Below are 15,357 nucleotides of genomic sequence, written 5' to 3' on the forward strand. Positions count from 1 at the left end.
ATAGGGCTTTTGATTCATTACGATAAGAATCGTTTGGTCACGATTAGAACGGAATATCGTCGTCGAAATCCATCGGCGGCTCGTTAGACGGCGCAGCCGGAGCTGACTGTTGCGGACGAGACTGCGCGCCGCCGCTGAACTGGTTGCCACCCTGCGGCTGCTGAGGTTGACCCCAACCGCCCTGCTGCTGACCGCCACCTGCCGGAGCACCACCACCCTGACGACCACCCAGCATTTGCATGGTGCCGCCAACGTTAACCACAACTTCTGTGGTGTACTTTTCTACGCCGGACTGATCGGTCCATTTGCGGGTACGCAACTGACCTTCGATATAGACCTGAGAACCTTTACGCAGATATTCGCTGGCCACTTCCGCCAGTTTGCCAAACAGCACAACACGGTGCCATTCAGTCTGCTCTTTCATTTCACCGGTCGCTTTATCACGCCAGGATTCGGAAGTAGCCAGCGTAATGTTGGCAACTGCGCCACCATTCGGCATATAGCGTACTTCCGGGTCCTGGCCCAGATTACCGACGAGAATCACCTTGTTTACGCCTCTGCTGGCCATGATCGTGTCTCCTGAAAAACGTTACTGAATAAGTGTAAGCGCGGGATTGTAGCATTTCCAATAGCGCTTTTACTACGTTGCGAAGTTGATTCCAGTAAACAACCCCAGCCAGACATTGTTGCACAGACGTCTGCGTTTTGCATTCCAATACTGTATATCCATTCAGGTCAGGTTGTGTCATAATTAACCGTTTGTGATCGCCGGTAGCACCATGCAGCCAGGCAAAAAAGCGTTTAATCCGGGAAAGATGAATGGATAAGATCGAAGTTCGGGGCGCCCGCACCCATAATCTCAAAAACATCAACCTCGTCATCCCGCGCGACAAGCTGATTGTCGTCACCGGGCTTTCGGGCTCAGGCAAATCTTCGCTCGCTTTCGACACCCTATATGCCGAAGGGCAGCGTCGTTACGTTGAATCCCTTTCCGCGTACGCGCGTCAGTTTCTGTCGCTGATGGAAAAACCTGACGTCGACCACATTGAGGGGCTGTCTCCGGCCATCTCAATTGAACAAAAATCGACGTCCCATAACCCGCGATCCACGGTAGGTACAATTACCGAAATTCACGACTATCTGCGTCTGCTGTTTGCCCGCGTTGGCGAGCCGCGCTGTCCGGATCACGACGTTCCCCTGGCAGCCCAGACCGTAAGCCAGATGGTGGATAACGTCTTGTCGCAGCCGGAAGGTAAGCGTCTGATGCTGCTGGCACCGGTGATTAAAGAGCGTAAAGGCGAGCACACCAAAACGCTGGAAAACCTGGCAGGCCAGGGCTATATCCGCGCCCGTATCGACGGTGAAGTGTGTGACCTTTCCGATCCGCCCAAGCTTGAGCTGCAAAAGAAACACACCATTGAAGTGGTGATTGACCGCTTTAAAGTCCGTGACGATCTCACCCAACGACTGGCGGAATCCTTTGAAACCGCGCTGGAACTGTCCGGCGGTACGGCGGTGGTCGCCGATATGGACGACCCGAAAGCGGAGGAACTGCTGTTCTCCGCCAACTTCGCCTGCCCTATCTGCGGCTATAGCATGCGCGAACTGGAACCGCGGCTGTTCTCGTTTAACAACCCGGCGGGCGCGTGTCCAACCTGTGACGGTCTCGGCGTGCAGCAATATTTCGATCCTGATCGGGTGATCCAAAACCCGGAACTGTCGCTGGCCGGTGGTGCTATCCGCGGTTGGGATCGCCGTAACTTCTATTACTTCCAGATGCTTAAGTCTCTGGCGGAACACTATAAATTCGACGTTGAAGCCCCGTGGGCCAGCCTGAACCCTGCCGTGCATAAAGTGGTACTGTACGGTTCCGGTAAAGAGAATATCGAATTTAAATACATGAACGATCGTGGTGATACGTCCGTACGTCGCCATCCGTTCGAAGGCGTATTGCACAATATGGAGCGCCGCTATAAAGAGACGGAATCCAGCGCAGTACGTGAAGAATTAGCCAAGTTCATCAGTAACCGACCTTGCGCCAGCTGTGAAGGGACGCGTTTACGCCGGGAAGCTCGTCACGTATTTGTTGAAAATACGCCGCTGCCTGCGATTTCTGACATGAGCATCGGTCATGCAATGGATTTCTTCAACAATCTGAAGCTTGCGGGTCAGCGGGCGAAGATTGCCGAGAAAATTCTTAAAGAGATTGGCGATCGTCTGAAGTTCCTGGTCAACGTCGGCCTCAACTACCTGACGCTATCGCGTTCGGCAGAAACACTCTCCGGCGGTGAGGCCCAGCGTATTCGTCTGGCAAGCCAGATCGGCGCGGGTCTGGTCGGTGTAATGTACGTGCTGGATGAGCCGTCTATTGGCCTGCACCAGCGCGATAACGAACGTCTGCTGGGTACGCTTATCCACCTGCGTAATCTGGGTAATACCGTTATTGTGGTCGAGCACGATGAAGATGCAATTCGCGCTGCTGACCACGTGATCGATATCGGCCCCGGCGCTGGCGTTCACGGCGGTCAGGTCGTCGCCGAAGGGACGCTCGACGACATCATGGCAGTGCCTGAGTCGCTGACCGGCCAGTACATGAGCGGTAAACGCAAGATTGAAGTGCCTAAACAGCGCGTTGCGGCAGACCCAGAGAAAGTACTGAAACTCACCGGCGCACGCGGTAACAACCTGAAAGATGTCACCCTGACGCTGCCGGTAGGTTTATTTACCTGCATTACCGGTGTTTCCGGTTCGGGTAAATCGACGCTGATTAACGACACACTGTTCCCGATTGCGCAGACGGCGCTAAACGGTGCGACGCTGGCTGAACCTGCGCCGTATCGCGACGTTCAGGGCCTGGAACATTTCGACAAAGTGATCGACATTGACCAAAGCCCGATTGGCCGTACGCCGCGCTCTAACCCGGCAACCTACACCGGGGTGTTTACGCCAGTGCGCGAACTGTTTGCTGGTGTACCGGAGTCACGAGCACGCGGTTACACGCCGGGGCGTTTCAGCTTTAACGTCCGTGGCGGACGCTGTGAAGCCTGTCAGGGCGACGGCGTGATCAAAGTCGAAATGCACTTCCTGCCGGATATCTACGTGCCGTGCGATCAGTGCAAAGGCAAGCGCTATAACCGCGAAACGTTAGAAATTAAGTACAAAGGCAAGACTATCCACGAAGTGCTGGATATGACGATTGAAGAAGCACGTGAGTTCTTCGATGCCGTTCCGGCGCTGGCGCGTAAGCTGCAAACGCTGATGGACGTTGGCCTGACGTACATTCGACTGGGTCAGTCCGCTACCACGCTCTCGGGCGGTGAAGCACAGCGCGTGAAGCTGGCGCGCGAACTGTCCAAACGCGGTACCGGGCAAACGCTGTATATTCTCGATGAGCCGACCACCGGTCTGCATTTTGCGGATATTCAGCAACTGCTGGACGTGCTGCATCAGCTCCGGGATCAGGGCAACACCATCGTGGTGATTGAGCACAATCTGGACGTGATTAAGACCGCAGACTGGATTGTCGATCTCGGTCCGGAAGGCGGCAGCGGCGGCGGCGAAATCCTTGTCTCCGGCACACCAGAAACGGTCGCTGAGTGTGAAGCCTCACACACAGCCCGCTTCCTCAAACCGCTGTTGTAATTACGCAACACTTGTCTGGCCTACAGAATATGCATGAAGCTTGTAGGCCGGATAAGGCGCTTGCGCCGCATCCGGCAACGGTTGTGCCTGATGGCACTGCGCTTATCAGCGCCTACGAAACTACAGACCAGGCATAAATCTTGTACGCCGGATAAGGTGCTTGCGCCGCATCCGGCAACCGTTGTGCCTGATGGCACTGCGCTTATCAGCGCCTACGAAACTACAGACCAGGCATAAATCTTGTAGGCCGGATAAGGTGCTTGCGCCGCATCCGGCAACCGTTGTGCCTGATGGCACTGCGCTTATCAGGCCTACGAAACTACAGACCAGGCATGAAGCTTGTAGGCCGGATAAAGCGCTTACACCGCATCCGGCTACGGTTGTGCCTGATGGCACTGCGCTTATCAGCGCCTACGAAACTACAGACCAGGCATAAATCTTGTAGGCCGGATAAGGCGCTTGCGCCGCATCCGGCTACGGTTGTGCCTGATGGCACTGCGCTTATCAGCGCCTACGAAACTACAGACCAGGCATAAAGCCTGTAGGCCGGATAAGGCGCTTGCGCCGCATCCGGCGAACCGGATCAGGGCTGCGTCAGTATCCGGCGTTTCTCTTCCGGCAACGTGTTCACTGCCTGCTGATAAGAGGCGTCGACCAGATAATAAATCTGTGAATCCGGCAGCGAGCCGTCCAGATACACCGTACTCCAGTGCGCTTTATTGAGATGCCTGCTTGGCCGAACATCGCTATGCTGCTGGCGCAACAGTTCTGCCAGTTCAGGGCTGGTTTTCAGAGACACCGCCGGGCGTTCTTCCACCTCTTTTACCATGGCAAAAAGCACATCTTCGACTTTGATTTGCGTGGCCTTCCAGTCACTGTGAACGCTCTGCTCCGCGCCCGTTTTTGCCATGCAGTATTGCAGCAACTCCGAATTCGTCATCTTTATTCCCCTTACCAGCATATTGCCTCATGAGAACATCTTTTATTCAGTGTGCAGCAAGTCCGCAAAAGGTAAAAGCCAGCAATGTAAATTTGTTTAAAAAAACAGCAATCCGCAGCCAGCGTCCTCAATATTCCGAGTTGACGATCACCTCTTCACCAAACGCACCGGCCTGTGGCAGCGGCTTATAAGTGGAGTTAGAGGCACGCAAAATGCGAATACCGCGAATACCCACGTCGCGAGCGGCGGTGATGTCATTATCGGAGTCACCGTAGAACATGCGGATATTTTTATCCTGCAACCACTGCGTTTTGGTGTTCTGACCCGGCTTGTCGCCGGCAAAAATGACCGGATTCATATTGCCAGCCGGGATGTGAAAGTTATCAGACAACGTTTTCGACACCGTTTCAGTCTTCGTCTGGCTACGCCCGGTCACGAAAAAGATGCTGTCACCGCGACGCACGTGCATATCAATTAGCTGGCGCGCGACTTCTTTTGGAATACTGAACTCGTCCCAGCCATTGTTCATTTTTTCCCAGAAGGCCGGATTCTTCAGGTAATCCTCACTGTCCGGAGAATACGTTTTTTTACCGCGCCAGAAGCCTGGGCTGGAAAAGAGGACAGTGTCATCGATATCAAACCCGACGGCCATCGGCGGACGTCCGGTCAGGCTGTTTTCAATTTGTGCCACGGAGACCCAGTGAATGGGAGCCTGCTCAGCGAGCTTTGCAACGTTAGTGCCTGGATTGAGCTGAGAGGGAGAAGAAACGAGTGCCTGGGCTGGCTGATTTAGCGTGAACAATAAACAAACGGCACTCAGTGCCAACGTAAACTTGCGCATATTTTTCCCTAAGTAGTCAGTTAGTTATCATTTTTTTATTAACAACTGGTCAAAAAACTATCTGACCTTACCCCTTAGGGGGAGGGAAAGGAAGGATTTTCTCTGGTTTTGTCCTGGAAAAGGAGCACGATCACATTGGAAAACAGGCCTGATGGCGCGACGCTTATCAGGCCTGCAAAGTCGGTTACATGACGGCAGCAAATGCCTTCGCCACGCGCTGGACGTTACCGTGATTCAGCCCGGCCACGCACATGCGACCGCTGGCGATCAGGTATACACCGAACTCATCGCGCAGGCGATCGACCTGGGCTACGCTAAGCCCGGTATAGCTGAACATACCGCGCTGTTGCAGCAGGTAGTCAAAATTACGGCCTGGGATCTCCGCATTTAATACGTTAACCAGCTCCTGACGCATCGCCAGAATGCGAGTACGCATCTCTTCAACTTCCGCCAGCCAGCTGGCTTTCAGCACGTCATCACCCAGCACCGCGGCAACTACCTGCGCACCAAAGTTTGGCGGGCTGGAGTAGTTACGACGCACCGTCGCTTTTAGCTGCCCCAGAACACGGCTGGCGGCATCAGCGTCTTCACATACCACAGACAGTCCGCCGACACGCTCACCGTATAAGGAAAAAATCTTCGAGAATGAGTTGCTGACCAGAGCGGGCAATCCGGCGCTGGCGATGGCGCGAATCGCATAGGCGTCTTCTTCCATTCCACCGCCGAAGCCCTGGTAAGCAATGTCCAGGAACGGAATCAGATCGCGTGCTTTCAGGATCTCAATAACGCTATCCCACTGCGCAGGCGTTAAATCCGCCCCTGTCGGGTTATGGCAGCACGGATGTAGCAGCACGATGCTGCGCGCCGGTAGGGTATTCAGCGTTGCCAGCAGGTCGTTGAAACGCACGCCGTTGGTCGTGTCGTCATACCATGGGTAAGTGCTTACTTCGAATCCGGCACCTTCAAAAATCGCGATATGGTTTTCCCAGGTCGGATCGCTGACCCACACACCAGAATCAGGGAAATAACGTTTCAGGAAATCTGCGCCAACCTTTAACGCACCGGAGCCGCCCAGCGTCTGAATGGTTGCGACGCGCTGCTGCTGGAGAACCGGATGTTCTGCGCCAAACAGAAGCGGCGCAATGGTATGGCGATACGTGTTCAGACCTTCCATCGGCAGATACAGCGAAGCACCATGCGGTTTGGCATTAAGTCGAGCTTCCGCTTCCGCCACCGCTCTAAGCTGAGGAATAATACCGTCTTCGTTGTAATACAGGCCGATGCTGAGATTCACTTTGTCGCTACGTGAATCTTCTTTGAAGCGCTCCATGAGCGATAAAATCGGGTCGCCAGCGTAGGCGTCAACTTTTTGAAACACGTGTGGTTCTCCGGGTTTACAGGCAGGGGTTAAGAACACAATAAACCGGAAGTGGGAGAAGATCGAGAGGATGTTGAGAGGAATATTGCCGGAAGGCGGCGTAACCACCTGTCCGGCACATCATGCTGTTAATCGATATACTTCATCGCCACCCTTGAGGTCAGGCGCGTAATAAGTTCGTAAGCACTTACTTTCGTCATTTCAGCAATACGTTCAACGGGCAGGCCCTCGCCCCACAGAATCACCGAATCGCCGGCTTTATCCTGCGCTTCGGGCCCTAAATCGACGCAGATCATATCCATTGCAACGCGACCGACGATCGGCACTTCACGGCCGTTGACCAGTACCGGCGTCCCCGAAGGCGCTGCGCGCGGATAACCATCGCCATAGCCCATCGCTACCACGCCAAGACGCGTGTCGCGCTCGCTCAGCCAGGTTCCACCATAACCAACCGGCTCGCCCGCTTTGTGCTCACGCACCGCAATCAGACTTGAGGTCAGCGACATTACCGGTTGGCAGCCAAAATCAGCGCCGATGGAGTGATTTTCCAGTGGTGATACGCCATACAGAATCAGCCCCGGACGCGCCCAGTCGAAATGAGACTGCGGCCACAGCAAAATACCACCCGACGCGGCAATCGAACGCTGCCCCGGTTTGCCTTCACAAAAACTGTTGAAGATATCGAGTTGTTTTTCGGTCGCGCCACACTCAGGTTCGTCCGCGCGAGCAAAGTGGCTGACGATATTGACCGGCTGGCGCACGTTTTCACATTGCGTTAAGCGCTGATAAAACGCCTCAGCCTGCTCAGGGCGTACGCCCAGGCGATGCATACCGGTGTCGAGCTTCATCCAGACGGTAACGGGTTCAGCCAGTTTTGCTGCTTCCAGGGCTTCGAGCTGCTCCTGGTTATGGACGGCTGTATGCAGACGCTGCGCGGAAATAGTCGGCAGATCGGAGGCATCAAAAAACCCCTCCAGCAGCAGGATGGGCTGCGTGATCCCTCCCGCTCGCAAGCGCAGGGCTTCTTCAAGACGAGCGACACCAAAAGCGTCCGCATCGGGGAGCGTTCGCGCGGTCTCTAACAGACCATGGCCGTAGGCGTTCGCTTTCACGACCGCAACCAGTTTGCTGGCTGGAGCCAGTTCACGCAGACGTTGCAGGTTGTGTCGCAGAGCGCGGCGGTTAATGACTACAGTTGCCGCTTGCATTTGTATTCCTTTATAAAAGAATCTTCTAAATCATTCGTGTTGCTGGATGGCGACAAGCCTGAGAATCCCCGGAAGCTTAGTAAACTAAGTGATCGGGGTGAACGGGCGTAGTCAACACATCTGCAGCATGAAGGATGACGGAGATTTATTCGTCGTCGTATTGTGGGCCCGCATAGTTATCGAAGCGCGACCACTGACCGTTAAACGTCAGGCGCACCGTACCGATCGGGCCGTTACGTTGCTTACCAATAATGATTTCTGCGATCCCTTTCAGGTCGCTGTTTTCGTGATAAACCTCATCACGATAGATAAACATGATTAAGTCGGCATCCTGCTCGATGGAGCCGGACTCACGCAGATCCGAGTTGACCGGACGCTTGTCGGCACGTTGTTCCAGAGAGCGGTTAAGCTGCGACAGCGCCACCACCGGCACATGCAGTTCTTTCGCTAACGCTTTCAGCGAGCGGGAGATTTCTGCAATTTCCAGCGTACGGTTGTCGGAGAGCGACGGCACGCGCATCAGCTGCAGGTAGTCGATCATGATAAGTCCGATACCGCCATGTTCACGGGCGATACGACGGGCACGCGAGCGCACTTCCGTAGGCGTCAGGCCGGAGGAGTCATCAATATAGATGTTTCGTTTCTCCAGCAAAATACCCATTGTTCCGGAAATTCGCGCCCAGTCCTCATCATCCAGTTGACCGGTACGGATTTTGGTTTGGTCTACGCGTGAGAGCGAGGCCAGGGAACGCATCATGATCTGTTCTGAGGGCATTTCAAGACTAAAGATAAGAACCGGCTTATCCTGCAACATCGCCGCATTTTCGACGAGGTTCATTGCAAATGTCGTTTTACCCATCGACGGACGCGCGGCGACAATAATTAAGTCTGACGGCTGCAAACCAGCCGTCTTTTTATTGAGGTCGTCATAACCGGTGTTCACTCCGGTGACGCCGTCGTGCGGTTGCTGGAACAGCTGCTCGATACGCGCGACGGTGGCGTCGAGCACGTCAGTAATATTTTTCGGGCCTTCGTCTTTATTAGCGCGGCTTTCCGCGATTTTAAAGACACGGGATTCTGCAAGGTCCAACAGATCTTCACTGGAGCGTCCTTGCGGATCAAAACCGGCTTCAGCGATTTCGTTCGCAACTGAAATCATGTCACGAACAACGGCGCGTTCGCGGACGATATCCGCATAAGCGCTAATGTTCGCCGCACTTGGCGTATTTTTAGATAACTCAGCCAGGTAAGCAAAACCGCCGACGCTGTCCAGTTGTCCCTGAACTTCCAGCGACTCTGCCAGCGTGATCAGATCGATGGGTTTTCCCATCTCCTGCAGGCGATGCATTTCCGTGAAGATATGCCGGTGCGGTCGGGTATAAAAATCTTCCGCCACCACACGCTCGGCGACATCGTCCCAACGTTCGTTATCCAGCATTAAACCGCCCAACACCGACTGTTCCGCTTCAATCGAGTGCGGCGGTACCTTCAGCCCGGCGACCTGGGGATCGCGCTCACGAGCATCAGTCTGTTGTTTGTTGAAGGGTTTATTTCCTGCCATAGTGAATGGAGTTACCGAGATAATGATTGGGTCGAAAGATTACCACATTTCTTTTGGAGGAAGCATGGCAACACGTATTGAATTTCACAAGCATGGTGGCCCTGATGTACTCAAGGCGGTGGAGTTTACGCCCGTAGACCCGGCGGAAAACGAAATCCAGGTCGAGAACAAAGCGATTGGGATCAACTATATCGACACCTACATCCGCAGTGGTCTTTATCCACCGCCTTCCCTGCCCAGCGGTCTGGGTACCGAAGCCGCAGGCGTGGTCAGCAAAGTCGGCAGCAAAGTGACACACATTAAAGCTGGCGATCGCGTGGTGTACGCCCAGTCTGCCCTTGGCGCCTACAGCTCAGTGCATAACGTTCCGGCCGATAAAGCCGCCATCCTGCCTAACGCTATCTCGTTTGAACAAGCTGCCGCCTCGTTTCTTAAAGGGCTAACCGTTTTTTATCTGTTACGTAAAACGTATGAAATTCAGCCTGATGAGCCGTTTTTGTTCCATGCGGCTGCGGGCGGCGTCGGCATGATTGCCTGCCAGTGGGCAAAAGCATTGGGTGCGAAGCTGATTGGTACCGTCGGCAGTGCGCAAAAGGCGCAAATTGCGTTGCAGGCTGGCGCATGGCAGGTCATTAACTATCGTGAAGAGAGCATTGTTGAGCGAGTGAAAGAGATAACTGGCGGTAAAAAAGTGCGGGTGGTGTATGACTCGGTAGGGAAAGATACCTGGGAAGCCTCGCTGGATTGTTTACAGCGCCGGGGACTAATGGTCAGCTTTGGTAATGCTTCCGGGCCGGTGACTGGCGTGAACTTAGGCATTCTGAACCAGAAAGGTTCGCTGTACGTGACCCGTCCTTCACTCCAGGGGTATGTCACCAATCACCGCGAATTAACCGAAGCCAGCAATGAGCTATTCTCGCTCATTGCCAGTGGAGTGATCAAAGTGGATGTCGCGCCTGGTCAGACGTTCGCACTGCACGATGCACAGCGTGCTCATGAAGTACTGGAAAGCCGGGCCACGCAGGGATCGAGTTTGCTGATTCCGTAACGCCATCATTTTCCCCTAAATAATTCAAGCTCCAGGAAGGCGGCAATGGAATGAATCCCCAGGAGCTTACTGGAGTAAGTGACTGGGGTGAATGAAAGCAGCCAACACACCTGGAGTTTGAATTATGACGGGGAAAGAAAGAATTAGGGCTTCCCGCAGGAAGCCCTTTCTTTTTTTAGTTCGGCTGTATGTAGGGTACAGCTCGATGAATTCGTTAACCTGGCAATAGTGACAGATTTGATAATCAATTCCTATTTGGTTCTAAAGGCAATGTTGCAGGTTGTGACGTACCGCTCAATACCTTAGTAAAACCGGCGGTTATTGCGCTGATACTGTGGGACTTTTGGCGCTTTTATCGCCTTGATAACCCACACCACGGCAACAGCCAGTAGCAGCCAGGGCAACAGTTTAATCATCAAGGCAAATAGTCCGCCCAGAAACATCACTGCGGTGGCTACGACCAATGCGGCCAGAACGCCCAGCAAAGAAACGCCGGTGACCATCAGCATGATAAAAAATCCAATCACAAAAAGTAGTTCCAGCATGGCTCTCTCCCGAAATGAAATTCTCTCCATTGCTTTACAAGAAACATGCCAAAAATAATGCGTTGATTTATAAAGAAAACGCCCCGCGACAAAGCGCAGGGCGTGGTGAAATTAACTAACTTTTGGTGAAAACTTAACGCTTGTCTGCCACCAGCTTCAGCGCGTGCTCCAGAACGTTAATATCTGCCCCGGCTTTATGTGCATTCTCGCTCAGATAGCGACGCCACTGACGGGCACCAGGGATCCCCTGAAACAGCCCCAACATATGGCGTGTCACATGTCCCAAATAGGTTCCCTTACTCAGTTCACGCTCAATATACGGGTACATGGCGCGCACCACGGCGACCGGATCGGTATCTTCGGTAGCGGCAGAGAAAATCTCACGGTCAACGGACGCCAGAATGCCTGGGTTTTGATAAGCTTCACGCCCCACCATCACGCCATCCATATGTTGCAGATGAATTTTCGCTTCTTCCAACGATTTAATGCCGCCGTTGATCGACATCGTCAGATGCGGGAAATCACGCTTTAGCTGATAAACACGGTCATAATCCAGCGGCGGAATTTCGCGGTTTTCTTTCGGGCTTAACCCGGACAGCCAGGCCTTGCGGGCGTGAATGATAAACATCTCACATTCGCCTTTGCCAGATACCGTGTTGATGAAATCGCAGAGAAATTCGTAGCTGTCCTGGTCATCAATGCCGATACGAGTTTTCACTGTTACCGGAATCGACACCACGTCGCGCATCGCTTTGACGCAATCGGCGACCAGTTGCGCATTCCCCATCAGGCAGGCGCCAAACATGCCATTCTGTACGCGGTCGGAAGGACAACCCACGTTGAGATTAATTTCGTCATAGCCCCGCTGTTCAGCGAGCTTTGCGCACTGCGCCAGCGCCGCAGGATCGCTCCCGCCCAGTTGTAATGCGACCGGATGCTCTTCTTCGCTATACGCCAGATAATCGCCTTTACCATGAATGATTGCCCCAGTGGTTACCATCTCCGTATAGAGCAGCGTCTGGCTGGACAGTAAGCGCAAAAAGTAGCGGCAGTGTCTGTCCGTCCAGTCGAGCATCGGCGCGATAGAAAAACGATGAGCGGGAAAAGCGGTAGACTGAGATTCAGGCAGCATGGCGAATATTCAAGCATCCGGTTAAAAAAGGGGCGCTACTATAGCATAGACCGTTACGATAGTGAGCCACATCCTCGCGGCTCACTCCCCCTGACCCTAAATAAACGCTATTTACGCCCCGGTTTTCCGTCGTGAGATCCAAAAAACTGCGGCGGATGGTCGACCCAGCGATCCTCACGTGTAGCGGCATAGACCGGGTTAAGCGGATAATAAATGCGATTGTATTTTTTGTTCGCCTCACCCACGACTAACAGGCGCACCTCTTCACTGGTGTTATTAATAAAGGTATGGCACACGCCTGTACCTGCCGGGAAACCGACGCTGTCGCCCGGTTCCAGCTTCCATAAATACCCGTTAATCCAGGCCTCAGGATAACCTTCCAGCACGTAGATAAATTCTTCCTCATCGCTTTCAGCGTGCGGGTACGACGTGCGCCGACCCGGCGGCAGGCGTTCATGATGAATGCCGAGTCGTCCTAACCCCAACTTGCGGGCAAGTGGCGCGCCAATAGCAAATAGCTCATCGCTGTCAGGATAAGTGGAGTCATCAGCCCCCTCAACCTCACGCCAGTGGCGAATACAATCGGGTCTTTTCATGGTTATTTTCCAGTATTGCGATGCGTCAGGTATAGCACACCACGGTGGATCTCGGTGTTTTAAGCAGAACATGTTAAAGTAAGGGATTAACCTTCCACGCAAATCGAGGCGCCAAATGGACAAAACCACTACGCAAGAGTTATTGGCTCAAGCTGAAAAACTCTGCGCGCAACGCAACGTGCGGCTTACGCCACAACGCCTCGAAGTACTGCGCCTGATGAGCCTGCAGGAAGGTGCGATCAGCGCATATGACCTGCTCGACCTGTTGCGGGAAACTGAGCCACAGGCTAAACCACCTACCGTATATCGTGCGCTCGATTTTCTGCTGGAACAAGGTTTCGTGCACAAGGTAGAATCCACCAACAGCTATGTGCTTTGTCATCTGTTCGATCAGCCAACCCACAGTTCTGCAATGTTCATTTGCGACCGCTGCGGCGTGGTAAAAGAAGAGTGTGCGGAAGGCGTGGAAGACATTATGCATACGCTAGCGGCAAAAATGGGCTTTGCACTGCGGCATAACGTTATTGAAGCCCACGGGCTGTGTCCGGCCTGTGTGGAAGTTGAATCTTGCCGCCATCCTGGCGAGTGCCAGCATGACCATACGATTCAGGTGAAGAAGAAGGTTGGGCGTTAGGTAAGCGGGAGAGCGTACATCCTTGTACTCTCAGGAGGGAAGGGTTAATTACCAGCGGTAATCATTACGTTTTTCCCAATCGTTAACTTCTTTCTCCGCCTGATCTTTCGCGTAACCGTAACGCTCCTGGACTTTACCGACCAGTTGGTCACGTTTACCTTCAATGACCGTCATATCATCATCGGTCAGTTTGCCCCATTGCTCTTTCACTTTACCTTTAAACTGCTTCCAGTTGCCGCCGACTTCGTCTTTATTCATCATCAAGTCCTCATCGTTAGGTTGTGAATAGCGAGAGTGCCATGTCCAGACACATGCTGTTTTTGCTGGACGTGAGAATAAGTGTAGTCAGTGATTCTGGGTTTTATTTACTATTCGGAATTTTTAACCATTCCGCTCAGGCAAACCAGGTTCCATTACGCCAGTGACGTCGCCAGATAAAGGCCAGTGAAAGCCCGCGCAACGCCAGGAAAACCGTTAACGCCAACCACAAGCCATGGTTTCCCAGCCACGGCAAAGTCAGCAGCGTTAATGCAAATCCTGTGGCAGCAACGGCCATACTGTTGCGCATTTCTGCCGCGCGCGTCGCGCCAATAAACATTCCGTCGAGCAGATAACACCAGACACCCACCAGCGGTAACACCACCTGCCAGAAAAGATAGCGATCGGCCAGCAGTTGGATTTGCGGCAGCGAGGTCAGCAGCGCAACAATCTGCTCGCCAAACAGGGCATAAACCAGCGAAAACAGAACAGCCACGATACCGGACTGCCGACAGGCCGCCCGCCAGACGTCCAGCAACTGGCTACCATCTCGCGCCCCATAGGCCTGGCCCGAATGCGCTTCCACGGCATAGGCAAATCCATCCAGCGCGTAGGCGGTAAAGGTTAGCAGGGTCATCAGAACGGCATTAACCGCAATGATATCGCCTCCCAGACGCGCACCCAGCACCGTGATAGCGCCAAAACAGAGCTGCAGCAGTAGCGAGCGCAACATGATGTCACGGTTAAGTGCCAACAAACGGCGGAAGTTGCCACGCCACGCCTGCTTCAGCATTGCCAGCGAAATTCCGCGCATATGCAGGACTTTGCGCACCATCATCAGGCCGATCAGCAAGGTGGCATATTCAGCAATCACCGTTGCCAGTGCCGCACCCTGCACGTTCATATGCAGGCCCATCACCAGCCATATATCAAGCACAATGTTGAGAATATTGCCGACAATCAACAAGATAACCGGCGCACGCGCATACTGAACGCCAAGCAGCCAGCCGAGCAGCACCAGATTCGCCAGCGAGGCGGGTGCGCTTAACCAGCGAATTTCAAGGAAACGTCGGGCCTGCTCCAGTACCGCTTCACTTCCGCCAACAATGTGCAGAGCCAGATCGATAATTGGCGTACGAAACAGTGCGATAAGCAACCCCGCTCCCAGCGCCAGCATGAGCGGCTGCACCAGTGCGCGCGCCAGCGCTTGTGGATTTTTCGCACCAAATGCCTGTGCGGTCAGACCAGTGGTACTCATGCGCAAAAAAAGCAGCAGCATAAAAAGAAAACTGGTTGCCGTAGCACCAACCGCAACACCGCCAAGATAGACCGGACTATCCAGATGACCAATCACCGCAGTATCCACCAGTCCCAGCAGGGGAACGGTGATATTGGAGAAGATCATCGGTAAGGCGAGGTGCCAGAGTGCTTTATCAGAAGAGGTAAAGAAAGGCATACAGGAGGGCCTGAGAAGAAGTTAGACGTACTGGACAATGTGATGCAGGCCCGGCAAGCGCAGCGCTACCGGGCACGTTGCCGGATGGCGACGTCATCGTCTTATCCGGCCTACAGGG

14 protein-coding genes are annotated in these 15,357 nt (G+C 53.7%); 3 read left to right on the forward strand and 11 right to left on the reverse strand.

Features of this window, described 5'->3' with window-relative positions; all coding sequences use genetic code 11:
• Nucleotides 1-43: 43 nt before the first annotated feature.
• Nucleotides 44-568: a single-stranded DNA-binding protein SSB1 gene (ssb1, locus tag IB222_RS21475; protein ID WP_003826621.1), complete on the reverse strand. Its 525-nt coding sequence runs from the start codon at nt 566-568 to the stop codon at nt 44-46.
• Nucleotides 569-819: 251 nt separating this feature from the next.
• Here ssb1 and uvrA point away from each other — a divergent pair, with 251 nt between their 5' ends.
• Nucleotides 820-3,642, forward strand: a complete 2,823-nt coding sequence (gene uvrA, locus IB222_RS21480; protein WP_003826619.1) for an excinuclease ABC subunit UvrA — start codon at nt 820-822, stop codon at nt 3,640-3,642.
• 583 nt (nt 3,643-4,225) lie between these two features.
• Here the strand turns inward: uvrA and IB222_RS21485 are convergent.
• The 5 genes from IB222_RS21485 to dnaB all read right to left on the reverse strand — a co-directional run bounded on the left by IB222_RS21485 (nt 4,226) and on the right by dnaB (nt 9,570).
• Nucleotides 4,226-4,582: an MmcQ/YjbR family DNA-binding protein gene (locus IB222_RS21485; protein WP_148362570.1), complete on the reverse strand. Its 357-nt coding sequence runs from the start codon at nt 4,580-4,582 to the stop codon at nt 4,226-4,228.
• Nucleotides 4,583-4,709: 127 nt separating this feature from the next.
• Entirely contained in the window at nt 4,710-5,423 is a 714-nt protein-coding gene (aphA, locus tag IB222_RS21490) for an acid phosphatase AphA (RefSeq protein ID WP_003826615.1), read from the reverse strand.
• Nucleotides 5,424-5,607: 184 nt separating this feature from the next.
• Nucleotides 5,608-6,801 carry an aromatic amino acid transaminase gene (tyrB, locus tag IB222_RS21495; protein ID WP_003826614.1) on the reverse strand — a complete coding sequence of 398 codons (1,194 nt, stop codon included), beginning with the start codon at nt 6,799-6,801 and terminating at the stop codon, nt 5,608-5,610.
• Nucleotides 6,802-6,929: 128 nt separating this feature from the next.
• Nucleotides 6,930-8,009 carry an alanine racemase gene (alr, locus tag IB222_RS21500; RefSeq protein ID WP_003826612.1) on the reverse strand — a complete coding sequence of 360 codons (1,080 nt, stop codon included), beginning with the start codon at nt 8,007-8,009 and terminating at the stop codon, nt 6,930-6,932.
• A 145-nt stretch (nt 8,010-8,154) separates the two neighbouring features.
• The gene (dnaB, locus tag IB222_RS21505; RefSeq protein WP_003826610.1) at nt 8,155-9,570 is read right to left on the reverse strand and encodes a replicative DNA helicase; all 1,416 of its coding nucleotides are present in this window, start codon (nt 9,568-9,570) and stop codon (nt 8,155-8,157) included.
• A gap of 64 nt (nt 9,571-9,634) precedes the next feature.
• On the opposite strand from dnaB, the gene IB222_RS21510 reads away from it, so the two are divergent.
• Nucleotides 9,635-10,618 (forward strand): quinone oxidoreductase, encoded by a 984-nt coding sequence (locus IB222_RS21510; protein WP_003826608.1) that lies wholly within the window; start codon nt 9,635-9,637, stop codon nt 10,616-10,618.
• A 302-nt stretch (nt 10,619-10,920) separates the two neighbouring features.
• Here IB222_RS21510 and pspG read toward each other — a convergent pair whose 3' ends face one another.
• The 3 genes from pspG to IB222_RS21525 form a co-directional block, all read right to left on the reverse strand.
• Nucleotides 10,921-11,163, reverse strand: coding sequence for an envelope stress response protein PspG (pspG, locus tag IB222_RS21515; RefSeq protein ID WP_003031713.1), 243 nt, complete (start codon nt 11,161-11,163; stop codon nt 10,921-10,923).
• Nucleotides 11,164-11,296: 133 nt separating this feature from the next.
• The gene (gene dusA, locus IB222_RS21520; protein WP_003826604.1) at nt 11,297-12,295 is read right to left on the reverse strand and encodes a tRNA dihydrouridine(20/20a) synthase DusA; all 999 of its coding nucleotides are present in this window, start codon (nt 12,293-12,295) and stop codon (nt 11,297-11,299) included.
• 107 nt (nt 12,296-12,402) lie between these two features.
• A complete protein-coding gene (locus IB222_RS21525) occupies nt 12,403-12,891 on the reverse strand; it encodes a cupin domain-containing protein (protein WP_003031710.1) in 489 nt (162 codons plus the stop codon).
• A gap of 115 nt (nt 12,892-13,006) precedes the next feature.
• Here IB222_RS21525 and zur point away from each other — a divergent pair, with 115 nt between their 5' ends.
• A complete protein-coding gene (gene zur, locus IB222_RS21530) occupies nt 13,007-13,525 on the forward strand; it encodes a zinc uptake transcriptional repressor Zur (protein ID WP_003031709.1) in 519 nt (172 codons plus the stop codon).
• 48 nt (nt 13,526-13,573) lie between these two features.
• Here zur and IB222_RS21535 read toward each other — a convergent pair whose 3' ends face one another.
• On the reverse strand, nt 13,574-13,783 hold the full coding sequence (locus IB222_RS21535) for a CsbD family protein (RefSeq protein ID WP_003031706.1): 210 nt from the start codon (nt 13,781-13,783) through the stop codon (nt 13,574-13,576).
• A gap of 136 nt (nt 13,784-13,919) precedes the next feature.
• Nucleotides 13,920-15,239, reverse strand: a complete 1,320-nt coding sequence (gene dinF / locus IB222_RS21540) for an MATE family efflux transporter DinF (RefSeq protein WP_149385018.1) — start codon at nt 15,237-15,239, stop codon at nt 13,920-13,922.
• Nucleotides 15,240-15,357: the final 118 nt, after the last annotated feature.

The organism is Citrobacter sp. C13 (assembly GCF_014596815.2).
Classification (GTDB): domain Bacteria; phylum Pseudomonadota; class Gammaproteobacteria; order Enterobacterales; family Enterobacteriaceae; genus Citrobacter; species Citrobacter portucalensis.

Excerpts from the sequence above, each read along its gene's own strand:
- uvrA (WP_003826619.1), top strand. The coding sequence starts at position 820 with ATGGATAAGATCGAAGTTCGGGGCGCCCGCACCCATAATCTCAAAAAC.
- dinF (WP_149385018.1), bottom strand. The coding sequence starts at position 15,239 with ATGCCTTTCTTTACCTCTTCTGATAAAGCACTCTGGCACCTCGCCTTA.
- dnaB (WP_003826610.1), bottom strand. The coding sequence starts at position 9,570 with ATGGCAGGAAATAAACCCTTCAACAAACAACAGACTGATGCTCGTGAG.
- IB222_RS21535 (WP_003031706.1), bottom strand. The coding sequence starts at position 13,783 with ATGAATAAAGACGAAGTCGGCGGCAACTGGAAGCAGTTTAAAGGTAAA.
- IB222_RS21485 (WP_148362570.1), bottom strand. The coding sequence starts at position 4,582 with ATGACGAATTCGGAGTTGCTGCAATACTGCATGGCAAAAACGGGCGCG.
- aphA (WP_003826615.1), bottom strand. The coding sequence starts at position 5,423 with ATGCGCAAGTTTACGTTGGCACTGAGTGCCGTTTGTTTATTGTTCACG.
- dusA (WP_003826604.1), bottom strand. The coding sequence starts at position 12,295 with ATGCTGCCTGAATCTCAGTCTACCGCTTTTCCCGCTCATCGTTTTTCT.
- IB222_RS21525 (WP_003031710.1), bottom strand. The coding sequence starts at position 12,891 with ATGAAAAGACCCGATTGTATTCGCCACTGGCGTGAGGTTGAGGGGGCT.
- pspG (WP_003031713.1), bottom strand. The coding sequence starts at position 11,163 with ATGCTGGAACTACTTTTTGTGATTGGATTTTTTATCATGCTGATGGTC.
- alr (WP_003826612.1), bottom strand. The coding sequence starts at position 8,009 with ATGCAAGCGGCAACTGTAGTCATTAACCGCCGCGCTCTGCGACACAAC.
- ssb1 (WP_003826621.1), bottom strand. The coding sequence starts at position 568 with ATGGCCAGCAGAGGCGTAAACAAGGTGATTCTCGTCGGTAATCTGGGC.
- IB222_RS21510 (WP_003826608.1), top strand. The coding sequence starts at position 9,635 with ATGGCAACACGTATTGAATTTCACAAGCATGGTGGCCCTGATGTACTC.
- zur (WP_003031709.1), top strand. The coding sequence starts at position 13,007 with ATGGACAAAACCACTACGCAAGAGTTATTGGCTCAAGCTGAAAAACTC.